The 19,056-nt window shown below is 51.9% G+C and carries 11 protein-coding genes and 1 tRNA gene; 5 read left to right on the top strand and 7 right to left on the bottom strand.

All coding sequences use genetic code 11. The annotated features are described in order from the left end of the window. The 3 genes from GX117_11350 to GX117_11340 form a co-directional block, all read right to left on the bottom strand. On the bottom strand, window positions 1-871 hold an 871-nt coding region (locus GX117_11350), incomplete at its 3' end, for a uroporphyrinogen decarboxylase (GenBank protein ID NLO33927.1). Between the two features lie 78 nt (window positions 872-949). Next, a complete protein-coding gene (locus GX117_11345) occupies window positions 950-2,419 on the bottom strand; it encodes a rhamnulokinase (GenBank protein NLO33926.1) in 1,470 nt (489 codons plus the stop codon). A gap of 23 nt (window positions 2,420-2,442) precedes the next feature. Then, window positions 2,443-3,768, bottom strand: coding sequence for a hypothetical protein (locus GX117_11340; GenBank protein NLO33925.1), 1,326 nt, complete (start codon window positions 3,766-3,768; stop codon window positions 2,443-2,445). A gap of 289 nt (window positions 3,769-4,057) precedes the next feature. Between GX117_11340 and GX117_11335 the strand changes: the two genes are divergently transcribed. Next, window positions 4,058-6,133, top strand: coding sequence for a hypothetical protein (locus GX117_11335; protein ID NLO33924.1), 2,076 nt, complete (start codon window positions 4,058-4,060; stop codon window positions 6,131-6,133). A gap of 39 nt (window positions 6,134-6,172) precedes the next feature. Here GX117_11335 and GX117_11330 read toward each other — a convergent pair whose 3' ends face one another. Then, a complete protein-coding gene (locus GX117_11330) occupies window positions 6,173-7,024 on the bottom strand; it encodes a sugar phosphate isomerase/epimerase (protein ID NLO33923.1) in 852 nt (283 codons plus the stop codon). Window positions 7,025-7,329: 305 nt separating this feature from the next. Next, entirely contained in the window at window positions 7,330-9,363 is a 2,034-nt protein-coding gene (locus GX117_11325) for a hypothetical protein (GenBank protein NLO33922.1), read from the bottom strand. A 352-nt stretch (window positions 9,364-9,715) separates the two neighbouring features. Between GX117_11325 and GX117_11320 the strand changes: the two genes are divergently transcribed. The 4 genes from GX117_11320 (at window position 9,716) to GX117_11305 (ending at window position 17,380) form a co-directional block, all read left to right on the top strand. Then, window positions 9,716-11,101, top strand: a complete 1,386-nt coding sequence (locus GX117_11320; GenBank protein NLO33921.1) for an SUMF1/EgtB/PvdO family nonheme iron enzyme — start codon at window positions 9,716-9,718, stop codon at window positions 11,099-11,101. Between the two features lie 299 nt (window positions 11,102-11,400). After that, window positions 11,401-12,189 carry an enoyl-CoA hydratase gene (locus tag GX117_11315; GenBank protein NLO33920.1) on the top strand — a complete coding sequence of 263 codons (789 nt, stop codon included), beginning with the start codon at window positions 11,401-11,403 and terminating at the stop codon, window positions 12,187-12,189. A gap of 44 nt (window positions 12,190-12,233) precedes the next feature. Next, entirely contained in the window at window positions 12,234-13,655 is a 1,422-nt protein-coding gene (gene lpdA, locus GX117_11310) for a dihydrolipoyl dehydrogenase (GenBank protein NLO33919.1), read from the top strand. A 305-nt stretch (window positions 13,656-13,960) separates the two neighbouring features. Then, window positions 13,961-17,380 (top strand): PQQ-binding-like beta-propeller repeat protein, encoded by a 3,420-nt coding sequence (locus GX117_11305; GenBank protein ID NLO33918.1) that lies wholly within the window; start codon window positions 13,961-13,963, stop codon window positions 17,378-17,380. A 223-nt stretch (window positions 17,381-17,603) separates the two neighbouring features. Here the strand turns inward: GX117_11305 and GX117_11300 are convergent. Together GX117_11300 and GX117_11295 are read right to left on the bottom strand one after the other, a co-directional pair. Next, window positions 17,604-17,680: transfer RNA gene (locus tag GX117_11300), tRNA-Ile, on the bottom strand. A 412-nt stretch (window positions 17,681-18,092) separates the two neighbouring features. After that, complete coding sequence (locus GX117_11295) at window positions 18,093-19,040, bottom strand: hypothetical protein (GenBank protein NLO33917.1); 948 nt, start codon at window positions 19,038-19,040, stop codon at window positions 18,093-18,095. Between the last annotated feature and the right edge of the window lie 16 nt (window positions 19,041-19,056).

Here is a 19,056-nt window from a genome sequence, read left to right as displayed (position 1 = left end):
CACGGTTTTGGTTGCGAAGCAGTGCGACAGGATCCACATTCCCCGACAAGACCTGGTCAGAGCCCATCGCTTTCCGCGCCGCATCAAGGGGATTCATCCAGTCCAGATCCACAATGTCGCAGCCTAAGCGGCCCATGCCCTCAAAGATGTGCCGTGTATCGCCGCAGATATGCAAGCGGACCCGACCGCCCATGGCTTTGATCCCATCGACCAAGCGCTTTTCATAGGGCCATATATAGGCTTCGTAAAGGGCGGGCCCCACCAAAGATGCGGCAGCGTCGCCTACACCGATCACATCGGCTCCCGCCTCAATCTGGGCCCGTGCGAATTCAAGCTCCATATCCAAAGCAAAGGCGAAAACGTCCTCCACGAAGGCAGGATCTTCGAGGAAATCGAGCATGAGCGTGTTGATGCCGCGCAGGTCAGCCCCTTGCGCACAAGGTCCTTCCACCCATCCCTCAATAAATAGGGAACCACCGACTTTTTCACGAAAGAGGGCGGCTCCTTTCACGCGGTCATGCATCCTGCCGCCGCCCAAAGGATCAGGTGGCTTAAGACCCAACAAGGTCTTTTTCTCTGCCAACAAGGCTTGATCTTCCATAATAGCGGGCGGCTGGTTGTCATAATAGGCGATGGCGCCGCCACAATCGGCCGCTTCTCGGCAAGGATCGGAAATGCACGAGACCTGATCAAAGCCGAAAGCCTCTGCTACGCGCAGCTGCGCTTCTACGAGGAGCCGATAATCGGACACATAATGCCCGTAGGGTATGCCTGCGTAATCGGCGGCGAACATCATGGTAATCGGCATGACGGGCGTACGATCCACAGGCTTGCCGTCGAGGAGATTGGAGACACGCTCAAATCCATTCATAGCTGACCGTCCTTTCAATTAAGGAATACCTACGAAAATAGCATGACGTTTTCAAAGCGCCGCCTTTCAAATTCGGGCTCAGCAGTCCAAACGATCCCACGCCTCCGTATGGCGCGGGTCATAGCGTTCCAGTTCCACAGAGCGGCCGACAACAGCGCGCAACGCTTCTAACCCGCTCAAAGCGCCCACCGCCATGGCTTGCACACCAAGATTACCTAAAGCTGTGGCTTCAATAGGCCCGGCAACGACGGGAATGCCGCAGGCGTCCGCGGTCATTTGACACAACAGCCGGTTCTGGACACCGCCGCCGATAATATGAAGGCAAGTTGTTTTTCTATCCAAGAGGCGGTCCAGATTACGAAGGGTCATGCGGTATTTCAGGGCGAGACTCTCCAAAGCACAGCGGATAATAGCGCCCCGCGTCTCGGGCACAGGATAACCGCCTTCCCGACACATACTTTGGATCAAAGCGGGCATGTCATCAGGCGCAATAAGCCGTTCGTCATCTAAATTGATGAGAGAACGGAAGGGTACTTCTTTTTCTGCTTCCGCCGTCATGACTCCATAATCAACGGTATCACCATCTTCCCGTTCCCACGCGCGGCGGCACTCCTGAACCAGCCACAAGCCGAAAATATTTTTCAGGAAGCGAATCTTGCCGCCTACACCGCCTTCGTTGGTGAAATCTTGTTCCAAACTCGCCTCGCTAATATGAGGTTCATCCAACTCTGCGCCCAACAAAGACCACGTGCCGCTGGAGAGATACGCCCAAGCGCCCTCGTCGGCGGAAACGGGCACTGCCGCCACGGCAGAAGCCGTATCGTGAGTTCCCGGGGCAATGACCGGAACACCCGCACGCAATCCCGTCTGCGCACAAATCTCTTCGCGTACGGGACCGAGGATGGTGCCCGGCGCAACGGGGTCTAAAAGCAAGCCTGCGGGCAAGCCCAGTTTTTCTAAGAGCCCATGATCCCACTGTCGCGTATAGGGATTGAGCATCTGCGTTGTGGAAGCATTCGTATATTCGCAAGCCTGAACGCCCGACAATAAATAGCCGAAAAGATCGCCCATCAAGAGCAGCGACGACGCAATGTCTAAGACGGGAGACTGCGCCTTTTTATAGCTGAGCAGCTGATACACGGAATTGAAAGGCAGGAATTGGATACCGGTCGCTTTGTATAAATCCGCCCGCGGCACCAGACGAAAGGCTTCGTCTTGCATTCCTTCATTCGCTTTATCGCGGTAATGGCGCGGATTTGCCAAGACCATACCCGTCTTATCCAACAATCCGAAATCAACGCCCCACGTGTCCACGCCGATCCCGTCCAGGTCGGGGCCATGGAGGCGCACACATTGCGCCAGTCCCTCGCATAGTTCTTCGTAAATGCGCGCCACATCCCACTGACGCACCCCCAACATCATCAACCCTTCCGTACGAAAACGATGTACCACTTCAAGGTTCATACGACCTTCTTCGAGAACACCGTAAACGGCGCGCCCACTTTCAGCGCCAAGATCAAAGGCAAGGAAACGATAACTTTTATCCATCTCCGATTTCTCCCAATACCCTATTATTTTGCTAAAAGCGCCTCAATTGTGTCGGCGAGAACCTCTTCCACTAGAGGCGATACATTACTCGCACGTTCTTCCGTTTCATAGCCGCCTTCGTCATAGGCGATTTTAGTGCCAATATAGCCGCAGCCATATTCACCATAAGCCGCCATCGTGACAAAAAGATCGGAACGCGTTCTCTTTGCGTAGAGTTGATATTCGACAAAAGGTTCGCCCGGAAAATGTAAAATGCGCGCATTGCCTAATGTTAAACAGCTGATGTCAATGGGCACTCCGGCGTTACTGCGCCGTACCCATGCCAATTTCCTGGCTAGATTTTCAGCGGCACCGACCGACTCCGCTTCCGCTATCCCCTTTTCCAAATCTGCCGCATTGAGCCACTCCCCGACAGGCAGCTGAACAGGGATCACGTTCCATCCCACATCCGCGGCCTTCAAAACGCTGCGCTCTGTGTTCTCCCAAGCCTCTTTCATCCCTTCTGCCAAGCGCTGTGCCAGAACCAGACGCCGCTCTTTGGAGCCGTCATTATATTTACCGGCGGCCACATTACCGCCGGCACCGTTAAAGTGGATATGCAAGGCTTGGGGTACGGCGAGCTGACGCATAAACCGCGCCAATCCCGGGAAATCAGGGTTCGGAATACCGGTTCGGTAATAGCTTTGCGGATGACAGGCATAATAACTCAGTACGGCAACAGGCACTTCTTCATTCCAAAAACTGATCAGCGCCAATTCAGGATCAATAAGCCCTTCAGGCGCGGCGATCAGCTCAGGATCGCGGCAAGAAGAAGCTCGCATGGGCCCCACCTTATCATCGGGACCTTTGACCCTCCGATTAGACGCCACTTCTTTGACCTTGGCTTTTCCCAAGCCCAAATGGGTGACGGGAACCAGATCTCCCATCGCGGCGCGTGCCGCCGCGGCGAGGCGCTCCAAAGCCTCACGTTGAAAGCTGCCTTCATAACGGCTCGGCACAAAGCCGAATTCTTTCAAGATCTTTTCCGCCGTAAAATCGCAGCCCGGCGCATCGTGCTGATGCACCGTATGCACCGCAACACGCTCCTTATCCGTTCCGACCGCTTCGGCGAGCCCTTGTCTGAATTGCTCGTTTCCTTCAGCGCCGATACCGATCCAGTCAATGGAGCACAACACGATGGGTTGATCGGCACCAACCAATACGACGCCCCGCGCACGAAGTCCCATATCCCATGTGTTGACGACTTCGTCATAGGCCAATTGCGAGCCTATGGGCGGCGTAACATCGATATCAAAGCAAGCGATACGAAGCCCCTCCGTTTCCGCCGAGGCACTGACGACCGCCACCATAACCAACACTGCGATACACAAGATCCCGATGCCCTGAGGCATACCATAATTTTTTCTATTCATGAATATCATTCTCCTCTCTATAAGCTGATATAGTACCATAGTCGTTGTAACTAGAATTTTACTATACGCTCAATTTTGGGATAATCTCAAAGGGAATTTCAATCTGCCCGATTCGCCGCCCTGTTTAGGCGCAGTCTGAGCGCGGCGCGGCGCTCGTATTACCTGATGAACTTTCGTGTATTTTAAAACGGTTGATGCCGTAGCTTTTCAAAGGAGAAACGCTATCATGCCCACGATCTCACTGCTGTTGTGGTCTCTCGCAGCCACCTTTCACGCTGTCTCGGCTCCTTTGCTCACCATTGAACAACAACCTGATTATATACGCTTTGTTGATGATACGCAGACGCTTCTCGAAATGACGCTGCCTACGCTGGGCGAAGAAAAGCCGCAGCTGAAAACCGATGCCCTTGGGTCTTGGCTTCACGTAGAGCTGAGTTGGGAAATCCCGGCGCGGCTGGAAAGAGACGATCTCGCCCTCTTATTCCGTGTCTTCTTCAAACCGGATTTTTGGTGGGCACCCTACTTGGCGCCAACCCAAGGCGATGTGATCGCACAGCATGTATTTCGCTCCCCTGCGATCTTAGTACGGTCATCAGAAGCGCTCATCGCCATGATCCCCGACCTGGATCTGTGCGGCGAAAAAGAAACTCCGTGGTATATGGACATGGACGCTGAAGCCCGGCATTTCTGGCTGGGCATGAGCCATACCGATATCCCCGAACATGTGCGCTACCAAAAAACCTCGGGCTTGACCTTTGAACCGGGCACGGTAAGGCTGGGCTTCTACTTGGGCTGTTTCAAAGGAGAAGACGCCCTCTTCAATCCTTGGGAAATGCCGAGCCGTTTCCTTTGGCAGCAATGGGCGCATAAAGCCTACGAAAGGGGCGAACCCTCTACGGTGCCGCCTAAGGTTTTTATCGACCATAGCTATCGCTGGGCTTTTGATACTTGGGCCGATGCGGTCTGGCAAGAGTTTGACATTGACGGAGTCCACGTCGGCGGTCCCGCCTTCATCGTCAATGTTACGGAATCACCCAACTATCCCGGCGAAAAAGATCTCCGTGAATTCTTGTCTCTGTGGAATCAGGCATGGTTTTCTACGCTCCGTGTCGCCTCAGGCATGTATCGCTACGGACGGCGCACTAAGGATGAATCTCTGATGGAGAGAGCACGGCTGTCCAAAGAATTCACCTTGGCAGCACCGCTCAACAACGGCTTGTTCCCCACAGTCTACCGCACGGAAATGGAAAAGCTGACCATTGGCGATGAACAAATCAATCGTTCCAAAGGATGGGAAAGCGGATATTGGACGAATGCCAACCGTGTCCCCAGGGAGCATGGCATCAGGGATCGTTGGCATAATGTCTTGGATATGAGTTGGACGTGCCTGTTGCTGCTGCGTTGGCATCGCGAATTGGAAGCCGATCCCCGTATCCCCGAGTATGTGCGGCAGTATGGGGAGCGCCTGTTGACGCTGCAGGATGAACAAGGTTTTTTCCCGTCTTGGTTGCATCCGGAAACGGAAGAAGCCTCTCCCGTTTTGGCACAATCCCCGCAAACCAGCATGAGCGTTTCTTTTTTACTTGCCCTCGCTGAAGAAACCAAAGAGGACAAGTATGCCGACGCCGCATTAAAAGCCATGGATGCTGTTATCCAACATATCATACCCAAAGGGCAGTGGGAAGATTTCGAGACCTATTGGTCGTGCTGCCGTTTAGGACAGGATCATTTGGGCAAGCCCTTTGAACGGAACGCTATGTTTAAACAATGCAGCTTTTCTATGTTTTGGACAGCAGAAGCTCTGTTCGCTGCGTGGCAGCGCACCAACGACCTGAACTATCGGCGCTGGGGTAAACGTACCCTCGACGAATTATCCATGGTACAGCAAGTCTGGCAGCCGCCTTTCATCCATGTCCCCGCTTTGGGTGGTTTCGGTGTCATGAACTTTGACGCAGAGTGGAACGACGCCCGCCAATCCCTCTTCGCAGAATTATTTTTGGATTACGCCGCCATCACCGGCGATGAACAGTATTGGGAACGGGGTATGGCCGCGCTCAAAGCGAGTTTTGTCATGATGTACTGCCCCGAAAATCCGGCAGTAAAGGCGCTCTGGGAAAAGGTCTGGCCCTTCTTCGGCCCCGAAGATTACGGATTTACAATGGAAAACTACGGCCACGGCGGCACTACCTCAAAAGATGGCGAAGGCATGGGAAGTTTCACCATCTTCTCTTGGGGTAATGGCGCCGCAGCAGAGGCATGGAACCGTGTGCGAGACCACTATGGACCCGACATCGGTCTGTAGTTTCTTTTACACCGCATACAACGCAGCGATAAAAGATTTTTATTTCAGGCTGTCCATGGCGGCGCGCAGCGCGCTTATTCCTTGCTTAATGTCGCCCACACGGTCATCGCCCGCTTCACGCTCAAAAATGTAGCCCCCTTCAAAGTCGGCTTCAGCCAGAACGCGGACAAAGGCGTTCCAGTCCACCTCGCCCTGACCGACAATCACTTCTTCGCCCCATTCGCCCTTCACTTGCGTCCGCTTAGCATCTTTGACGTGTACCTGTTTTACATGGGGAGCAAGTGCCTGCAGTGCTTCGATAGGATCATCCATATCGTAGAGGATCATATTGGCGGGATCGAAATTCACGGCAATATTGTCAACGCCCCGCGCCTTCATTTCGCCCAGAAACGATAAGAGCGTTTGCGCACTTTCCTGACCGGTTTCCATGAGCAGGGTCACCCCTTCCTTGCCGAATATTTCCGCCAAGGTTTTCACGCGGCCGCACAGCTTATCAAAGTCAGGATCAGCAGGGTCATGGGGCAGAAAACCGGCGTGAGCATTGGCCGATGTTAAGCCCATTTGACCTGCCAGCTTCGCCGTAATTTCGGCCAAGCGAAGGTTTTCTTCCCAATGCTCATCGGGAACAACACCGCCGGTTTTGCGGATACTCTCTAAAGAGCTGTAATCTTCGCCGACCGTGGAATACATACCTGATACGATTTCGATACCCGACGAGGCAAGAATTTCCTGTACACCATCCCAAGCACCGGGATCATCGCGATGAGGTGTCAGCCCCATCTGCACTTTTTTTACGCCCAGCGCATTCACTTTTTCAGCGAGATTTTCAGGGCCTGTCGCTTGCAACGACCAACTGCATACACCGATTTGTTCCGCTGTCTGTACCTTCACAGTATGATACCTCCCATTAGGCTCGTGCCCAATTGATTCTTTTTGTTATCACCTTCATTGCGGCTGCAATGTCCTTTGCAGTGTACAAAAACAAAGCGAACAATGCAAGTTGTATCCCTTATTCTATCTTCGAAGGCCCATGCACGCTTGCATTACACAATGAAACCGTAATGTAGACCTTTGGGCGCGATAAATCGCGCCACTACAGGTGTCACATCAAAACCTGAGGGTAAGATGGCGTAGAGACCCCGGCACATAGCAAGACGCAAGGGCGCGCCGCCGCTTATATTGGTATGAAAAGCCTATCACTCTAGGATCGGAGCTCCCATTTCGATGAATTGCGCCGCGCCGTTTAAAAAGTGTGCCGTAATCCAAAAGACGGTCCAATCCTCTACGTAGCCGCCGCGGAGCACCTCCACATCGCTGGTATCTCCCCGTTGGGCATAGTTGGTCTGTTGCGGTTGTTCGCCCTGACTTCCCCACACGTCCAGCAATTGTCCGCAGCTGCGATACATAAGCAATGCCAAATCCTGCAAGCGCTGATCCTCTTTTAACACGCCCATCCGATACACCAAAGGCGCAATAAGGACGCCGTACACATCAATATGCTGATTTTGTACGGATACGGCGGTCCATCCCCGCGTCTTAAAGCCGTGGTTGCGCAGTCGTCCCGCAGGTAAATCGATATCCCACACCACCGTATAAGTCAAGGCAAGATCAAGGGCATGCTCCGCCCATTCCAGATACTGCGCCTTCCCTGTCCCATCATAGAGCGCAAGAAAAGCCTGCAGTGCGGCAAAGGCGCCTTCTTTATCCTCGCAGCTGGCATCCAAGGTGCCGCCCCAATAGGGTTCAGTCATGGTCAAGGAACGCTTCGCATAAAGCGCGCCCGCCTTCTGAGCCGCTTGCAGCCAGAGCGGCTCTTCAAATAGGTCGGCCGCCATACAAAGAGGCGCAACAAAAAAGGCTTCATCCGTGGATAAGGGCGACCAATCATCCTTGAGAATACGGTTGGCGTGGAAATCACAGGCCTTTTTCAGAAAATCTTCCCAACGGCTTGTGTTCATGCTTGATCCGCGCCCATTGCGTATTGCCCGTGCAAAAGAAAGCATTGCTTGTCCCTGCGACAGCGTTTCATCGCGTTCCCAAGAATCTGTTTCCGGAAGATACCAAGTATGAAATCCCTTTTCAAAAAAAGCGGCTCCCGAAAGAAAATCCAAGGATCTTTGGGCGCGCTCTTGCGCCTCTGTCACCGTGAAATGCTGCGCTAAAACAGGAAGCGCGTAGCCCGGCGTTTCTGCTTGGCCGCACCATCCCATGACCAGCGTATCTTTGTTGGGATATTTGCAATAGCCCGCCACAGCTCCCCGATCCAACCAACGGCTGTCAGCATAATACAATTTCTTCTCAATGATTTCGCTAAAGGAAGGCAAATCGGGCGTTAGATAGGGAGGATAAAGTTGCAGTGACTGGTTCACGGCACGTTGAAAAGCGCTGCCTTCCCGCGGCGCCGTCCAAGCATCCAGATAAAAAGTCTTTTCAATGATTGTGCCGGGCGGCACCGACAACCACGCGTCAGGATAGGGTGAAAAACCGGGCTGTACCGCCTTAATGACATTACGCTGTCCATTAGAAGCGCAGGGACCCGACAACAAGAGCAAGTCCGTTGCCTCGTCTCCTGCAGCAAGCCCCATAGACCACCACTGTTCCTTCTTATTGCCATAGGGTACGGGGCAGGGCAAGCTGTGAAGAGCAGTGCCATGAACACCGCTGTCTCCGGCGTATTCGAAACTTACAAAAGGCATGGGGAAACGATGCTCTTCGAAAAGCGCCTCCTCGCCGGCTGTTCCCGTATAGACAGGGGTACGGCCGCTCTTTGCACCCGACGGATTCCCATGATATAAAATTCCCGGCAGTACTGCGCCTGCACCGACCCCCGACGCAAGAAAGCGTACGCTTAATGTGCAGCGATCCAAGGGCTTCTCCCCGTGCCATTCGAAACGGCGCGTACAGCGGATGAGCGCGCCCTCCGGTCGGTATACATCGCGCAAATGCCAAGCGCCGCCTCCGTCCATCTCAATCTTTCCATAGAGAACCCACCACTCCCCCACGCGCTCACAGCGTTCCGGATGGGCATGGTGCCAGTGTCCCGGCCATCCCTCTTCCCAATCAGCGGCGATAGACCACAGCCCTTCCTCCGGTGATTGCAGTGATGACGCGCCGCCGCGCACCGTAACACGGATAGGCTGCGCTGTTTCATCAATCTCTAGAAGGGGACTGTCTAAAGCGGAATATAGCGTGGGCATCAGGGCAAAAAAAGCGAGTGCGGTGATAGTCATAGCGTAGTTTTCCGATCATTTCGTGTGTGCTTTGGTTTCATCTCGTCTCTAAATCCTATGTGATTTGCCGGATCATTAACAAGCCCGCCTTCTTTTTCAGTTACGCCGCAAGAAAACAATGGACAGATTCGGATAAGATGTAAAATTCCGTACTTTTTCTTTTACCCTCTCGTTTCTTGCTATTTTTAATGGCACCTTTTATAGCATTCAAACCTATGGTTATTGTCTTTGAAATATCTTTGAATCATGGTATAATAAAAATGTGGCAAAAGTTTATTGATTCAACTTCGTTTGATACGGTAAGTAATTTGGGCATAGTATTAAGCTTTATAAATTGCGGAAGTGGTAACGAATGAAACCCCAATTCAGCATTATGGGGAACTTGATTCGAGGGGTGGGGATATTACTTATTCTTTGCGTTATATCAGGATTCGGCTGTGGTGGGAAAAACAAACAAATTCAAACCGTAGAGGTGACCATTAACACAGCTCCCGAATCCGGTGCATTCCAGTTGATGGATGGATTTGACCGCGGCGCAACGCCCGTAGATATCCCCAATGTCCGCCCGGATACCTATGAAATTATCCTGCGCCAAGATCGCTACAAACGGAAAATTACAGAAATTACAGTCACTGAAGAAGCTGTGCAAGCATTCACGATTCAGATGGAACCCCTTGAAGGCACTGTTTCCATCAATTCCGTCCCTTCCGATGCCGAGGTCTATTTAGACGGCAGTTTAATCGGCACTACACCCATCTTGAGAAAAGTGTTGCAAGTGGGTGCCTACAGCTATGAACTCAGACACCCGGATTATTTCCCTGAAACCAACGACTTCCGTATGGAAGAGAATTTTAATCTCAATTATAACCATGACCTGCGCCCTGTGGAAGCCCGGCTCACCATTCATTCCCGCCCAAGTTCCGCTCAAATCTGGCTCAACAACATCTTGCAGCGGCGCAACACGCCCCTGGAATTAGCACTGGCGCCGGGAAATTATCTGGTCAGCACCTATATTGACGGTTTTATCCAAGCCGACAAAATGGTGATTCTCAAGCCCAATGAAGATCAAAAAGTACTTTTGGAAATGAGTCCCGGTAAAGTGCCTCAAGGCATGGTGCTGATCCCTGCCGGTACCTTTACGATGGGCTCAACGCAACATGCATCCGACGAACGCCCCACACGCGAAGTCTATGTCGACGCCTTTTATATGGATCGCTTCGAAGTAACCAATCAGGAATACCAGAAATTCTCCTCCCGCCACAAATTCCCGGAAGGGCAAGAAAACTATCCTGCTTGGGGCATCTCGTGGAACGATGCAGGCCGCTATTGTGCCTCTGTCGGCAAACGTTTACCCACCGAAGCAGAATGGGAAAAAGCAGCCCGAGGCACCGATGAACGCATGTATCCTTGGGGTGACATTTACGGCGCCCAACTCGCCAATACAGAAGAATGCGGTTTCGGGTTACCCGTTGCTGTCGGCCATTTCTATGCGACCCAATCTTTCTATGGCTGTATGGATTTGGCTGGCAATGCCTATGAGTGGGTCTCCGATTGGTACGATGCCTACCCCGGCAATGAATCCATTACCAAAGATTATGGGCAAATCTTCCGTATCCTGCGTGGAGGATCTTATATGACGAAAAAGTTCGAGGCGCGCACCACGGCCCGACACTTTGACCGTATGGATGCGGAGCGAAAAGACTATGGCTGCCGCTGCGCCATGGACGCCCGGGAATGATCAATCCCACAGTACTGTTCCTCTAGTGACGAGCACTAAATCCTGCCCGAAAATCCTAAATGATTCAGGAGCTCTGCAACAGGAAGGAGTCTCAAGTGCCTCCACAACAGGGATCAAACAGAGGTGAATCCGAAAACGTAAACGGATGCCCGCTGCCGCAATAGAGCCGCTTGTGTTGGCACTCTTTATAGGAGTATGGTATCCTGAATCCAAGGAAGAGACCGGGAATAAGCCCGTCGCGATAACAGGCCCGAAGAAGGGCGCAACCCGTACAACGGACAGGATTTGGGGACGATGTTATGAGCGATACAGAACGTACAACAGAAGCGATTTTAAGCAGCGAAGAGAATCGAGTTCTCTATATTGTTTTTAACCGTTATGAGAAAAAGAACGCTCTTAACCATAGCATGTACGCCCGGCTGGCTGCGCTTTTAGATCATGCCACGGCCACGCCGAGCATACGCGCCGTGTGTTTTTGCGGCAGTAAAGATATCTTTTGCGGCGGCAACGATATCAAAGATTTTTTGTCGGCAACCATGCAAGATGAAAATGCGCCTGTTCTACAATTTTTGCGGGCTGTGATCGACTTCCCCAAACCCATGGTCGCCGCGGTGGAAGGCGCTGCCATCGGCATCGGAACCACCCTGTTGCTCCATTGCGATTTGGTCTATGCCTCGAAAGCGGCGTATTTTCAAACGCCCTTCACAGGGCTTGCCTTGTGTCCGGAAGCAGCCTCCAGCGTGCTCTTGCCCAAAGTCGTCGGATTGACGCGGGCATCAGCCATGCTATTGCTGGGGCAGAAGATTGACGCAGCAACCGCCTTGTCGTGGGGACTGCTCACCGAAATACTGCCGGAAGAAAGTTTTAATCAGTCGTTGACAAAACGGCTTAACATCCTGACCGCCCTGCCGCCCGAAGCGGTGCGTGCCACGAAAGCGCTCCTCCGTGCGCCCTTGCGTGAGGCGTGTCAAGAAGGACTGCAACGAGAAATTGATCTGTTTACACAACGTCTGTCGTCGCCGGAAGCGGCTGAAGCGGTACAAGCCTTCCTTGAACGCCGCCCACCGGATTTCAGTCATTTTGAATAAATCAAGCGCAGCGCGCTTTATCAACCCTACAGAAAGGTAGTTTCATGGCCGATATAAAGAAAACGCAACTGGCTGTTATTGGAGCGGGACCGGGCGGTTATGCCGCCGCTTTTCATGCGGCGGATCTGGGTTTGGAAGTAAGCCTGATCGACGTGCAACTCAATCCCGGCGGCACCTGTCTGTATCGGGGCTGCATCCCGTCGAAGGCGCTGCTTCATGTTGCAAAGCTTATCAACGATGCCCGCGAAGCAGAGGAATGGGGCTTGACCTTTACTCCGCCTGAATTGAATCTCGATAAAATGCGCGACCGCACCAACCTCGTGATTGAGCAAATGACCGGCGGCCTTGGCCAACTCTGCCGCGCCCGGAAGATCACCTATATCCGCGCCCGCGCCTCTTTTGTGAACAGCCGCAGACTCATCCTCTTCAACGAAGACGGTTCCGATGATTATCTTGATCCTGAACATATTATCATCGCCACCGGTTCACGACCCACCCTCTTCGGACCGCTCATCAAATCAGAACGTCTGATGAATTCAACCAATGCGCTGCAAATCAACAGAATCCCCTCCTCCTTGCTCGTCATTGGCGGCGGCTACATAGGATTGGAGTTGGGTTCCGTCTATGCAGCACTCGGCTCTGAAGTGACCGTCGTTGAGGCGACTGACCGCTTATTGACCGGTGTAGATCATGATCTCGTTGTACCACTGCAAAAACGTCTGGAACAGAATTTTAAAGGGGTCCTGTTATCGACGAAGGTCATGGAAATGAAGGAACTGGAAGATGGCGTCCGCGTTCAATTCGAAAATGGCGCCGGTGAAAAGAGCAGCGCAGTTTACGATAAAGTTCTCATTTCGGTGGGGCGCAAACCCAACTCGCAAGGGCTTAACCTCGCTGATACAGGCGTTAAAACAGACTCTAAAGGCTTCATCGTCGTTGATGAACAGCGGCGTACGGCTGAACCCCATATTTTTGCCATTGGCGACGTGACCGGTCAGCCCATGCTCGCCCACAAAGCCTCAGCAGAAGGAAAAGTGGCGGCTGCTGTGATTGCCGGCAAAAAAGCTGCCTTCGAACCAATGGCGATTCCTGCGGTGGTCTTCACCGATCCCGAGATTGCTATTTGCGGTGAAACAGAAAACAGCGCCAAAGCCAAAGGGCTATCCGTTCATGTGGCGAAATTCCCCTGGACGGCTTCCGGCCGCGCCAGTACCCTGAGCAGTTCCGACGGGCTCACCAAAATTTTGGTAGATGCGGAAACAAGCCAAATCCTTGGCATGGGCATTGTCGGTAACAGCGCAGGAGAACTCATCTCCGAAGGGGCACTCGCCATTGAAATGGGCGCCGTTGCCGAAGACCTAGACATGACCATTCACCCCCATCCCACCCTGAGCGAAACGGTGATGGAATCAGCTGCCGCCATTTTCGGACAAAGTACCCACATTTACCGGCCTGCAAAAAAATAATCCTAATTATTAGGTCGCTAACAGCCAACGCCTCTAAGCAGAGCCTACCGCTTCAGCTTCCGTACCATTTCGCCGCCTATGGCTGAGCTCCGCCTTTGCGCTGCCTTTTATAAGACCGCCCATGTTGGCGGCCTGTGCACGACCTCTTGCTCACAATCAAAAGAAGAAATAAAAATAAGTGCGTCCAATGGTATTAACCCCCACTTTTGGAGTATTGTTTATTAGGCACTGTTATCGCAGTCCTTCCAGTAAAAACTATATAAGCCCTTATGTTTTTTGATTGTAAAGAAAGAGGAGTCTTTAGCATGACATCAATGAACCGAAGAAGACACGCGAAGTTTTTGTTGAGCTGCCTGTTCACAGCCGTGATCGTATTGGCGGCAGGCAGCCTCCACACAGAAAAAACAGAGATCTTGTGGAAGTATGAGCCGCCTGCAGGCTATGTGGATGCTTCCCCCGCCGTGGCAGATCTCACAGGCGACGGTCACGCAGACCTTGTCATAGGCACTACCGCCGGTTTAGTCATCGCACTTACTTCAGGCGGTGAAGAAATTTGGCGTCATGAAATGCAGGGACCGATCAGTGTTTCACCCAGCATTGGCGATCTCAACAATTGTGCGGGCGATGAAGTGGTGGTCATGAACCGTTTGGGAACCATCCACTGTCTATCCGCTGCAACAGGCACATTTATTTGGGAACAATCTTTGCCCGCTCCCTTACAATGGGGTGAAACTGTTTTGGCGATTGCCGACCTCGATAACGATGGGAAACTCGAAATTGTAACAGGTAACAGCAGCAGCACTGTCGTCTGTTTGAATGGCGACGGGGAAATTGTCTGGCAATACAAAGGGGATCATGGCATTACCCAAGCGCCTGCCTTGGCGGATCTCAATAATGATGGCTTTCTCGAAGTGTTGGTAAGCGGCAATGTGGTTCCTCTTGTTTGTTTGTCTCATGAGGGCGAAGAGCTTTGGCGTCTCGAAAATGCTATTGGGAGCAACCCCCTCGTCTACGATCTAGACGGCGATCATCACCCGGAAATACTGATTGGCTGCGGCTCACAATTTAGGGTAATCGATGGCAACGGCAAAGAACGGTGGTCCTATCCCATGCAACGGGAAATGGACGGAGCCTTGACCGTAGTGGATGCCGACGGCGACGGTGAAGTGGAAATCTATCTGATCGATCTTTCCGGCAATCTAGTCAGCTTGAATCCTGAAGGACGTTTACGGTGGCAGGCAGATGTCAAAGAACGGGTGCGCCGCTCTCCCACCGTAGGCGATGTGGACGGTGACGGCGTCCAAGAAATTATTGTGGCAGGCTACGATAATACCATGTATATCTTTGAGCCGGATGGTCGCTTAGATACAAAGGTACCCGTCCAAGGGGGCACCAATTGTGCGGTCACCCTTCTCCCCTTGCAAAATGGAAAACCCGGACTTTTGGTCGCGCCTAACAACCAAGCGCTCAGTATGCACTGCTTTAGTGACGCTCAGGCAAACGTCCCCTTGCTCTGGCCGGAATACCTCTATGATTCGCAGCGCAACGGCGCGGGTACCAAGGCTGCGCAACAGCCGACCGTCGAATTCAGCTTAACCTATGGAGATCGCTATGTGGGCGTAAACCTCATGGAAATACAGGTGGACAATCCCGATGAGCGCAATCTTCACATTGAACTGACCTCACAGCGTGATCACGATGCGCCGGCAGTGTCAGCGCTGAGCACCAATGATAAAGACATAAGCCTTTCTTTATCCTATACCCTGCCTGCTAATAAGGCGACCAACCTCACCTTGAGCGCTGTTATTAAAGAAGGTGATAAAGTTTTGGAGCAGCGCAATCAAAAGACCTATGTGGTACCTTTCACCAAAGAACTGGCTGACCTCGAACGAAGCTTATCCGATTCTTATACACAGATTGCACGCCTCGCTGATACGGGCGGTTTTGAAGAACGCAATTATTTTTTACAAGGCAAATTACAAAGCTACCGTGAACGCGTGCAGCAGCTCAGCACCGCCACGGATGGCGAAATCATCGACTTGCGAAATGATATACGCGCTTATCTCACAGAAGTCAACGGCTTAAATGCCACCGTCGCCGCAGCAGCACAGGCGGGCGCGAACGGGAAAAGTCTGCTCCTTTCTTCAGCAAATCCCTGGGCGCCTTTCGGCGGCTTCCAAGAGCTGGCGGAAGGGCGTATGAACGATGAACCTATAACCATTGAAGCATTTTCCGGCGAAACAGAATCAGCAGCACTCAACCTCTTCAATCTCACGAACATGACGCGCAGTTTCCGCGTAGAATTGGAAGCGCTGCGCTGCGGTGATGCAGAAGTGCCCGCCCGCGATTGCATCTCGCTCCATGAAGTAATCGCCGTACCCACAGAAATGCGCGACTTCTCCGCCGATGCCATCCCGCTGCTCAACAAGGCGCAATTGATCCAAATCTCGCCGTGGAGCGCCGCCCAGATATGGCTCAACGTGGACACGAAACCGCTGGCTGCAGGCGAATGGACCGCTTCCCTTGTCCTGCGCAGCCTTGATGTCGAGTCTATATGTGAAACAGCGCCCATTAACATCCATGTGTGGGCGCCGCAGCTGCCCGAAACGCAGCCCTTATCTTTATGTCATTGGGGCTATGTCCATAGCTCTGTGCTCAAAGACTATCCCGAAGAAGCCTTGCAAGATCAGGTGCGTAACGGAACCAATGTCTTCGTCGGAACCTTCTTCCCCCGCGCCACATATGATGAACAGGGTGAGATTATCGGCGCCATTGATTTCACCGACCATGACAGTTATGTAACACGCCATGCCCCCCACGGAACCATACTCTTTTTCAACTACCAACACGCGCTGAAAGGACCGGGCGGTCAAAACGAAGAGGCTTATGCCAAAGCCCATCTGACCTGGCTCCGCGCATGGGTGGCGCATCTCAAAGAACTGGGCGTTGGCTACGACGGCTTCGCCCTTTATCCTGTGGATGAACCGGGGCTGAATGATGGACTTGTGGAGATTCATCAACGGATGGCGAAATTGGCTCGGGAGGCGGATCCCAATATACTGATGTATACCGATCCCGTGGCGCGCATTACCGAAGACGAACTCAAAGAAATGCTGCCCTATGTGGATATTTGGTGTCCCAATCGCGACGGGTTAATTCTCGAAAAAACAAACAAAGCGAAGCTCGATATCATTAAAGCATCAGGCAAACAAATCTGGACCTATGCCTGCGAACCCAACGCCAAACATCAATCGCCCTTAGGCTATTATCGAGGACAAGCCTGGCTCGCATGGCAACACGGCTTAACCGGAATCGGATTCTGGTCTTACTGCACCTCGCGCGACGATCCTTGGTTCCTCCCCTCGCTCAGACACGATTATTTGATGGTCTATCCCGGCGACGGTGTGGTTTCCAGCAAACGCTGGGAAGCAGTCCGCGACGGTATCGAAGACTATAGCATGCTCCATCTGCTGCGGAGCCTTGTCGATAACGCTCCTGCCGCCATGGAAACGGAAGCGTTGGATAAGGCGCATACCTTGCTCAATGAAAAAGCAACGGTGATCGGCGAATTCTGCGGAGTAGATCAGGATGGCACCGTGCCCGGCCCCGATGGGCTCGCCGGCGCGCGACGCATCAGCGATAAACGCTGGGAAACGATCCGAACCGTGCGCAGAGAGTTGGCCGAATTGCTGACACAACTGAACACAGCCGCCAATGTAAATTAAAGCGCGTTTCTAGACGCTGATTCCTCCCGGATCCTGCGGTCACAGCACCGTGGGATTCGGGATGTTTTTTCGCCCTCTCACCCTCTCGGCGGTATCCACACAACGCTCCTCTTTGCACTACAACGAAGCGCCTATCACCAAGCAAGCGAGAAACAAGAAGAGCCGTCACAGGACGGTAAAACGGGTCGCAGCGTCGCAAAGCGCTACATAGGAAGGAAGAAAATGGTGGGCCCTGCTGGACTCGAACCAGCGACCAAGTGATTATGAGTCACCTGCTCTGACCGACTGAGCTAAGGGCCCCCAAGCCTGTATTTTACCCCTTTTAAGCCTATCAGATCAATTTCTCTTAAGGGCAGCGTGGATTCAAACTCGAATTGCAACCCTTTTCTGAAGAAAGACTTCGGCAGAATTGCATGGGCGTTTGTGAGCTGAGCGTAGCAACACCTAACATGAGCGACTGCGTACACGAGTACGGCGCAATTCACGACCCTACGACTTTTATGAAACCCGAGTATCCGAGAGCTATTTTCCGCTTGCTAAATCTTGGCTATCCATGGCATCGGCGCCATTACCGCCACAAATAAAAGGCGAATTCTTTGAAACTAACAACCCTTCATCATCAACATCTCTCATAATCCAGTTCTCCTTGCTCTCTACACGAATTTAAAGAAGGTAACTGTATCAAGGTTGTTGTCAGAGAGGGAATTTTCCATCACAAGCACCCGACATACACGCTATCCCTAAACTGTTCGTCCTCCTCCGAGATTAGTAGACGACCGTGGGCACGAATACGCCACTCGTCCTGCTCCGAGATTGCTTGGGGTCCAGGAAGACCGTCGATCAAAAAATGTTTGTCTTCAACCTGTAAAACTAGTGGCGAACCTGTGATAAATGAAGTTAATCGCGGCTTCCTCAAGGAATGTTCATTAAACCAAGGGTGAGTTACGATATCCTCGAGTGTTTCCGGATAGGTAGAAGTTGCTTCTTTGTGAGAATATGTGAGAAGCGCCCATAGAAGCACAAGTGCTCTGTTCTTTAGTGTATAGTCGTATACTAGAAAATGTTCCGTCAATTGGATAATATACTGAGAATATAGTCTTCCGGGCATCCATCCTACCCTTGAAATCGAAAAGTGTTCATAGTTAGTGTAATATCCGCCATTTTCCAAATGTGCCAGGAGATGGTCTACAAATCTTCTAAGATATACTTTTTCCCGACGTTTAAAAAATTCCACGGTATAAATTCGAGATGCGGAACGCAAAATGAAATTACTTGAGGAAAACACCTCTTCAATAAAAGCGTCCATATCGTCGAACAAGTCCTCCTCTACAACTCTTGCAATTTGGTTTTCCATAGTCTGCGCCAATAGCAAGGAGTACAGTGGCTCTATTTCAGTCTTTGAAACAAACTTTAACAAATCATATTTATAAATAGCATCATAAACGGGAACAAGGGACCCACGGCCTATAGTCCAATTTAATGCTGTATTACTTCTTGTAAAGCCTCTACAATAGTCAAGATAACAAAGCAAGGTCGAATTCATGTCGTCAAAAGAACCTATTGCATATTCATAGAGCATTTTTAATAATAGTATATTCCCAACAGAAAAGACCATAGACCCGATTTCAGCGCTGCCGCCGTGTGATTGTCCAAGCGTCATGAGTGCTTCAAAGTGT

It is taken from the genome of Candidatus Hydrogenedentota bacterium, from assembly GCA_012523015.1.
Classification (GTDB): Bacteria; Hydrogenedentota; Hydrogenedentia; order Hydrogenedentales; family CAITNO01; genus JAAYBJ01.
This window is presented reverse-complemented; position numbering and strand designations above follow the sequence as displayed.

Coding starts and splice junctions, on each gene's coding strand:
- GX117_11345 (NLO33926.1), bottom strand. CDS start 2,419: ATGGATAAAAGTTATCGTTTCCTTGCCTTTGATCTTGGCGCTGAAAGT.
- GX117_11340 (NLO33925.1), bottom strand. CDS start 3,768: ATGGTGGCGGTCGTCAGTGCCTCGGCGGAAACGGAGGGGCTTCGTATC.
- GX117_11335 (NLO33924.1), top strand. CDS start 4,058: ATGCCCACGATCTCACTGCTGTTGTGGTCTCTCGCAGCCACCTTTCAC.
- GX117_11325 (NLO33922.1), bottom strand. CDS start 9,363: ATGACTATCACCGCACTCGCTTTTTTTGCCCTGATGCCCACGCTATAT.
- GX117_11320 (NLO33921.1), top strand. CDS start 9,716: ATGAAACCCCAATTCAGCATTATGGGGAACTTGATTCGAGGGGTGGGG.
- GX117_11315 (NLO33920.1), top strand. CDS start 11,401: ATGAGCGATACAGAACGTACAACAGAAGCGATTTTAAGCAGCGAAGAG.
- lpdA (NLO33919.1), top strand. CDS start 12,234: ATGGCCGATATAAAGAAAACGCAACTGGCTGTTATTGGAGCGGGACCG.
- GX117_11305 (NLO33918.1), top strand. CDS start 13,961: ATGACATCAATGAACCGAAGAAGACACGCGAAGTTTTTGTTGAGCTGC.
- GX117_11295 (NLO33917.1), bottom strand. CDS start 19,040: ATGACGCTTGGACAATCACACGGCGGCAGCGCTGAAATCGGGTCTATG.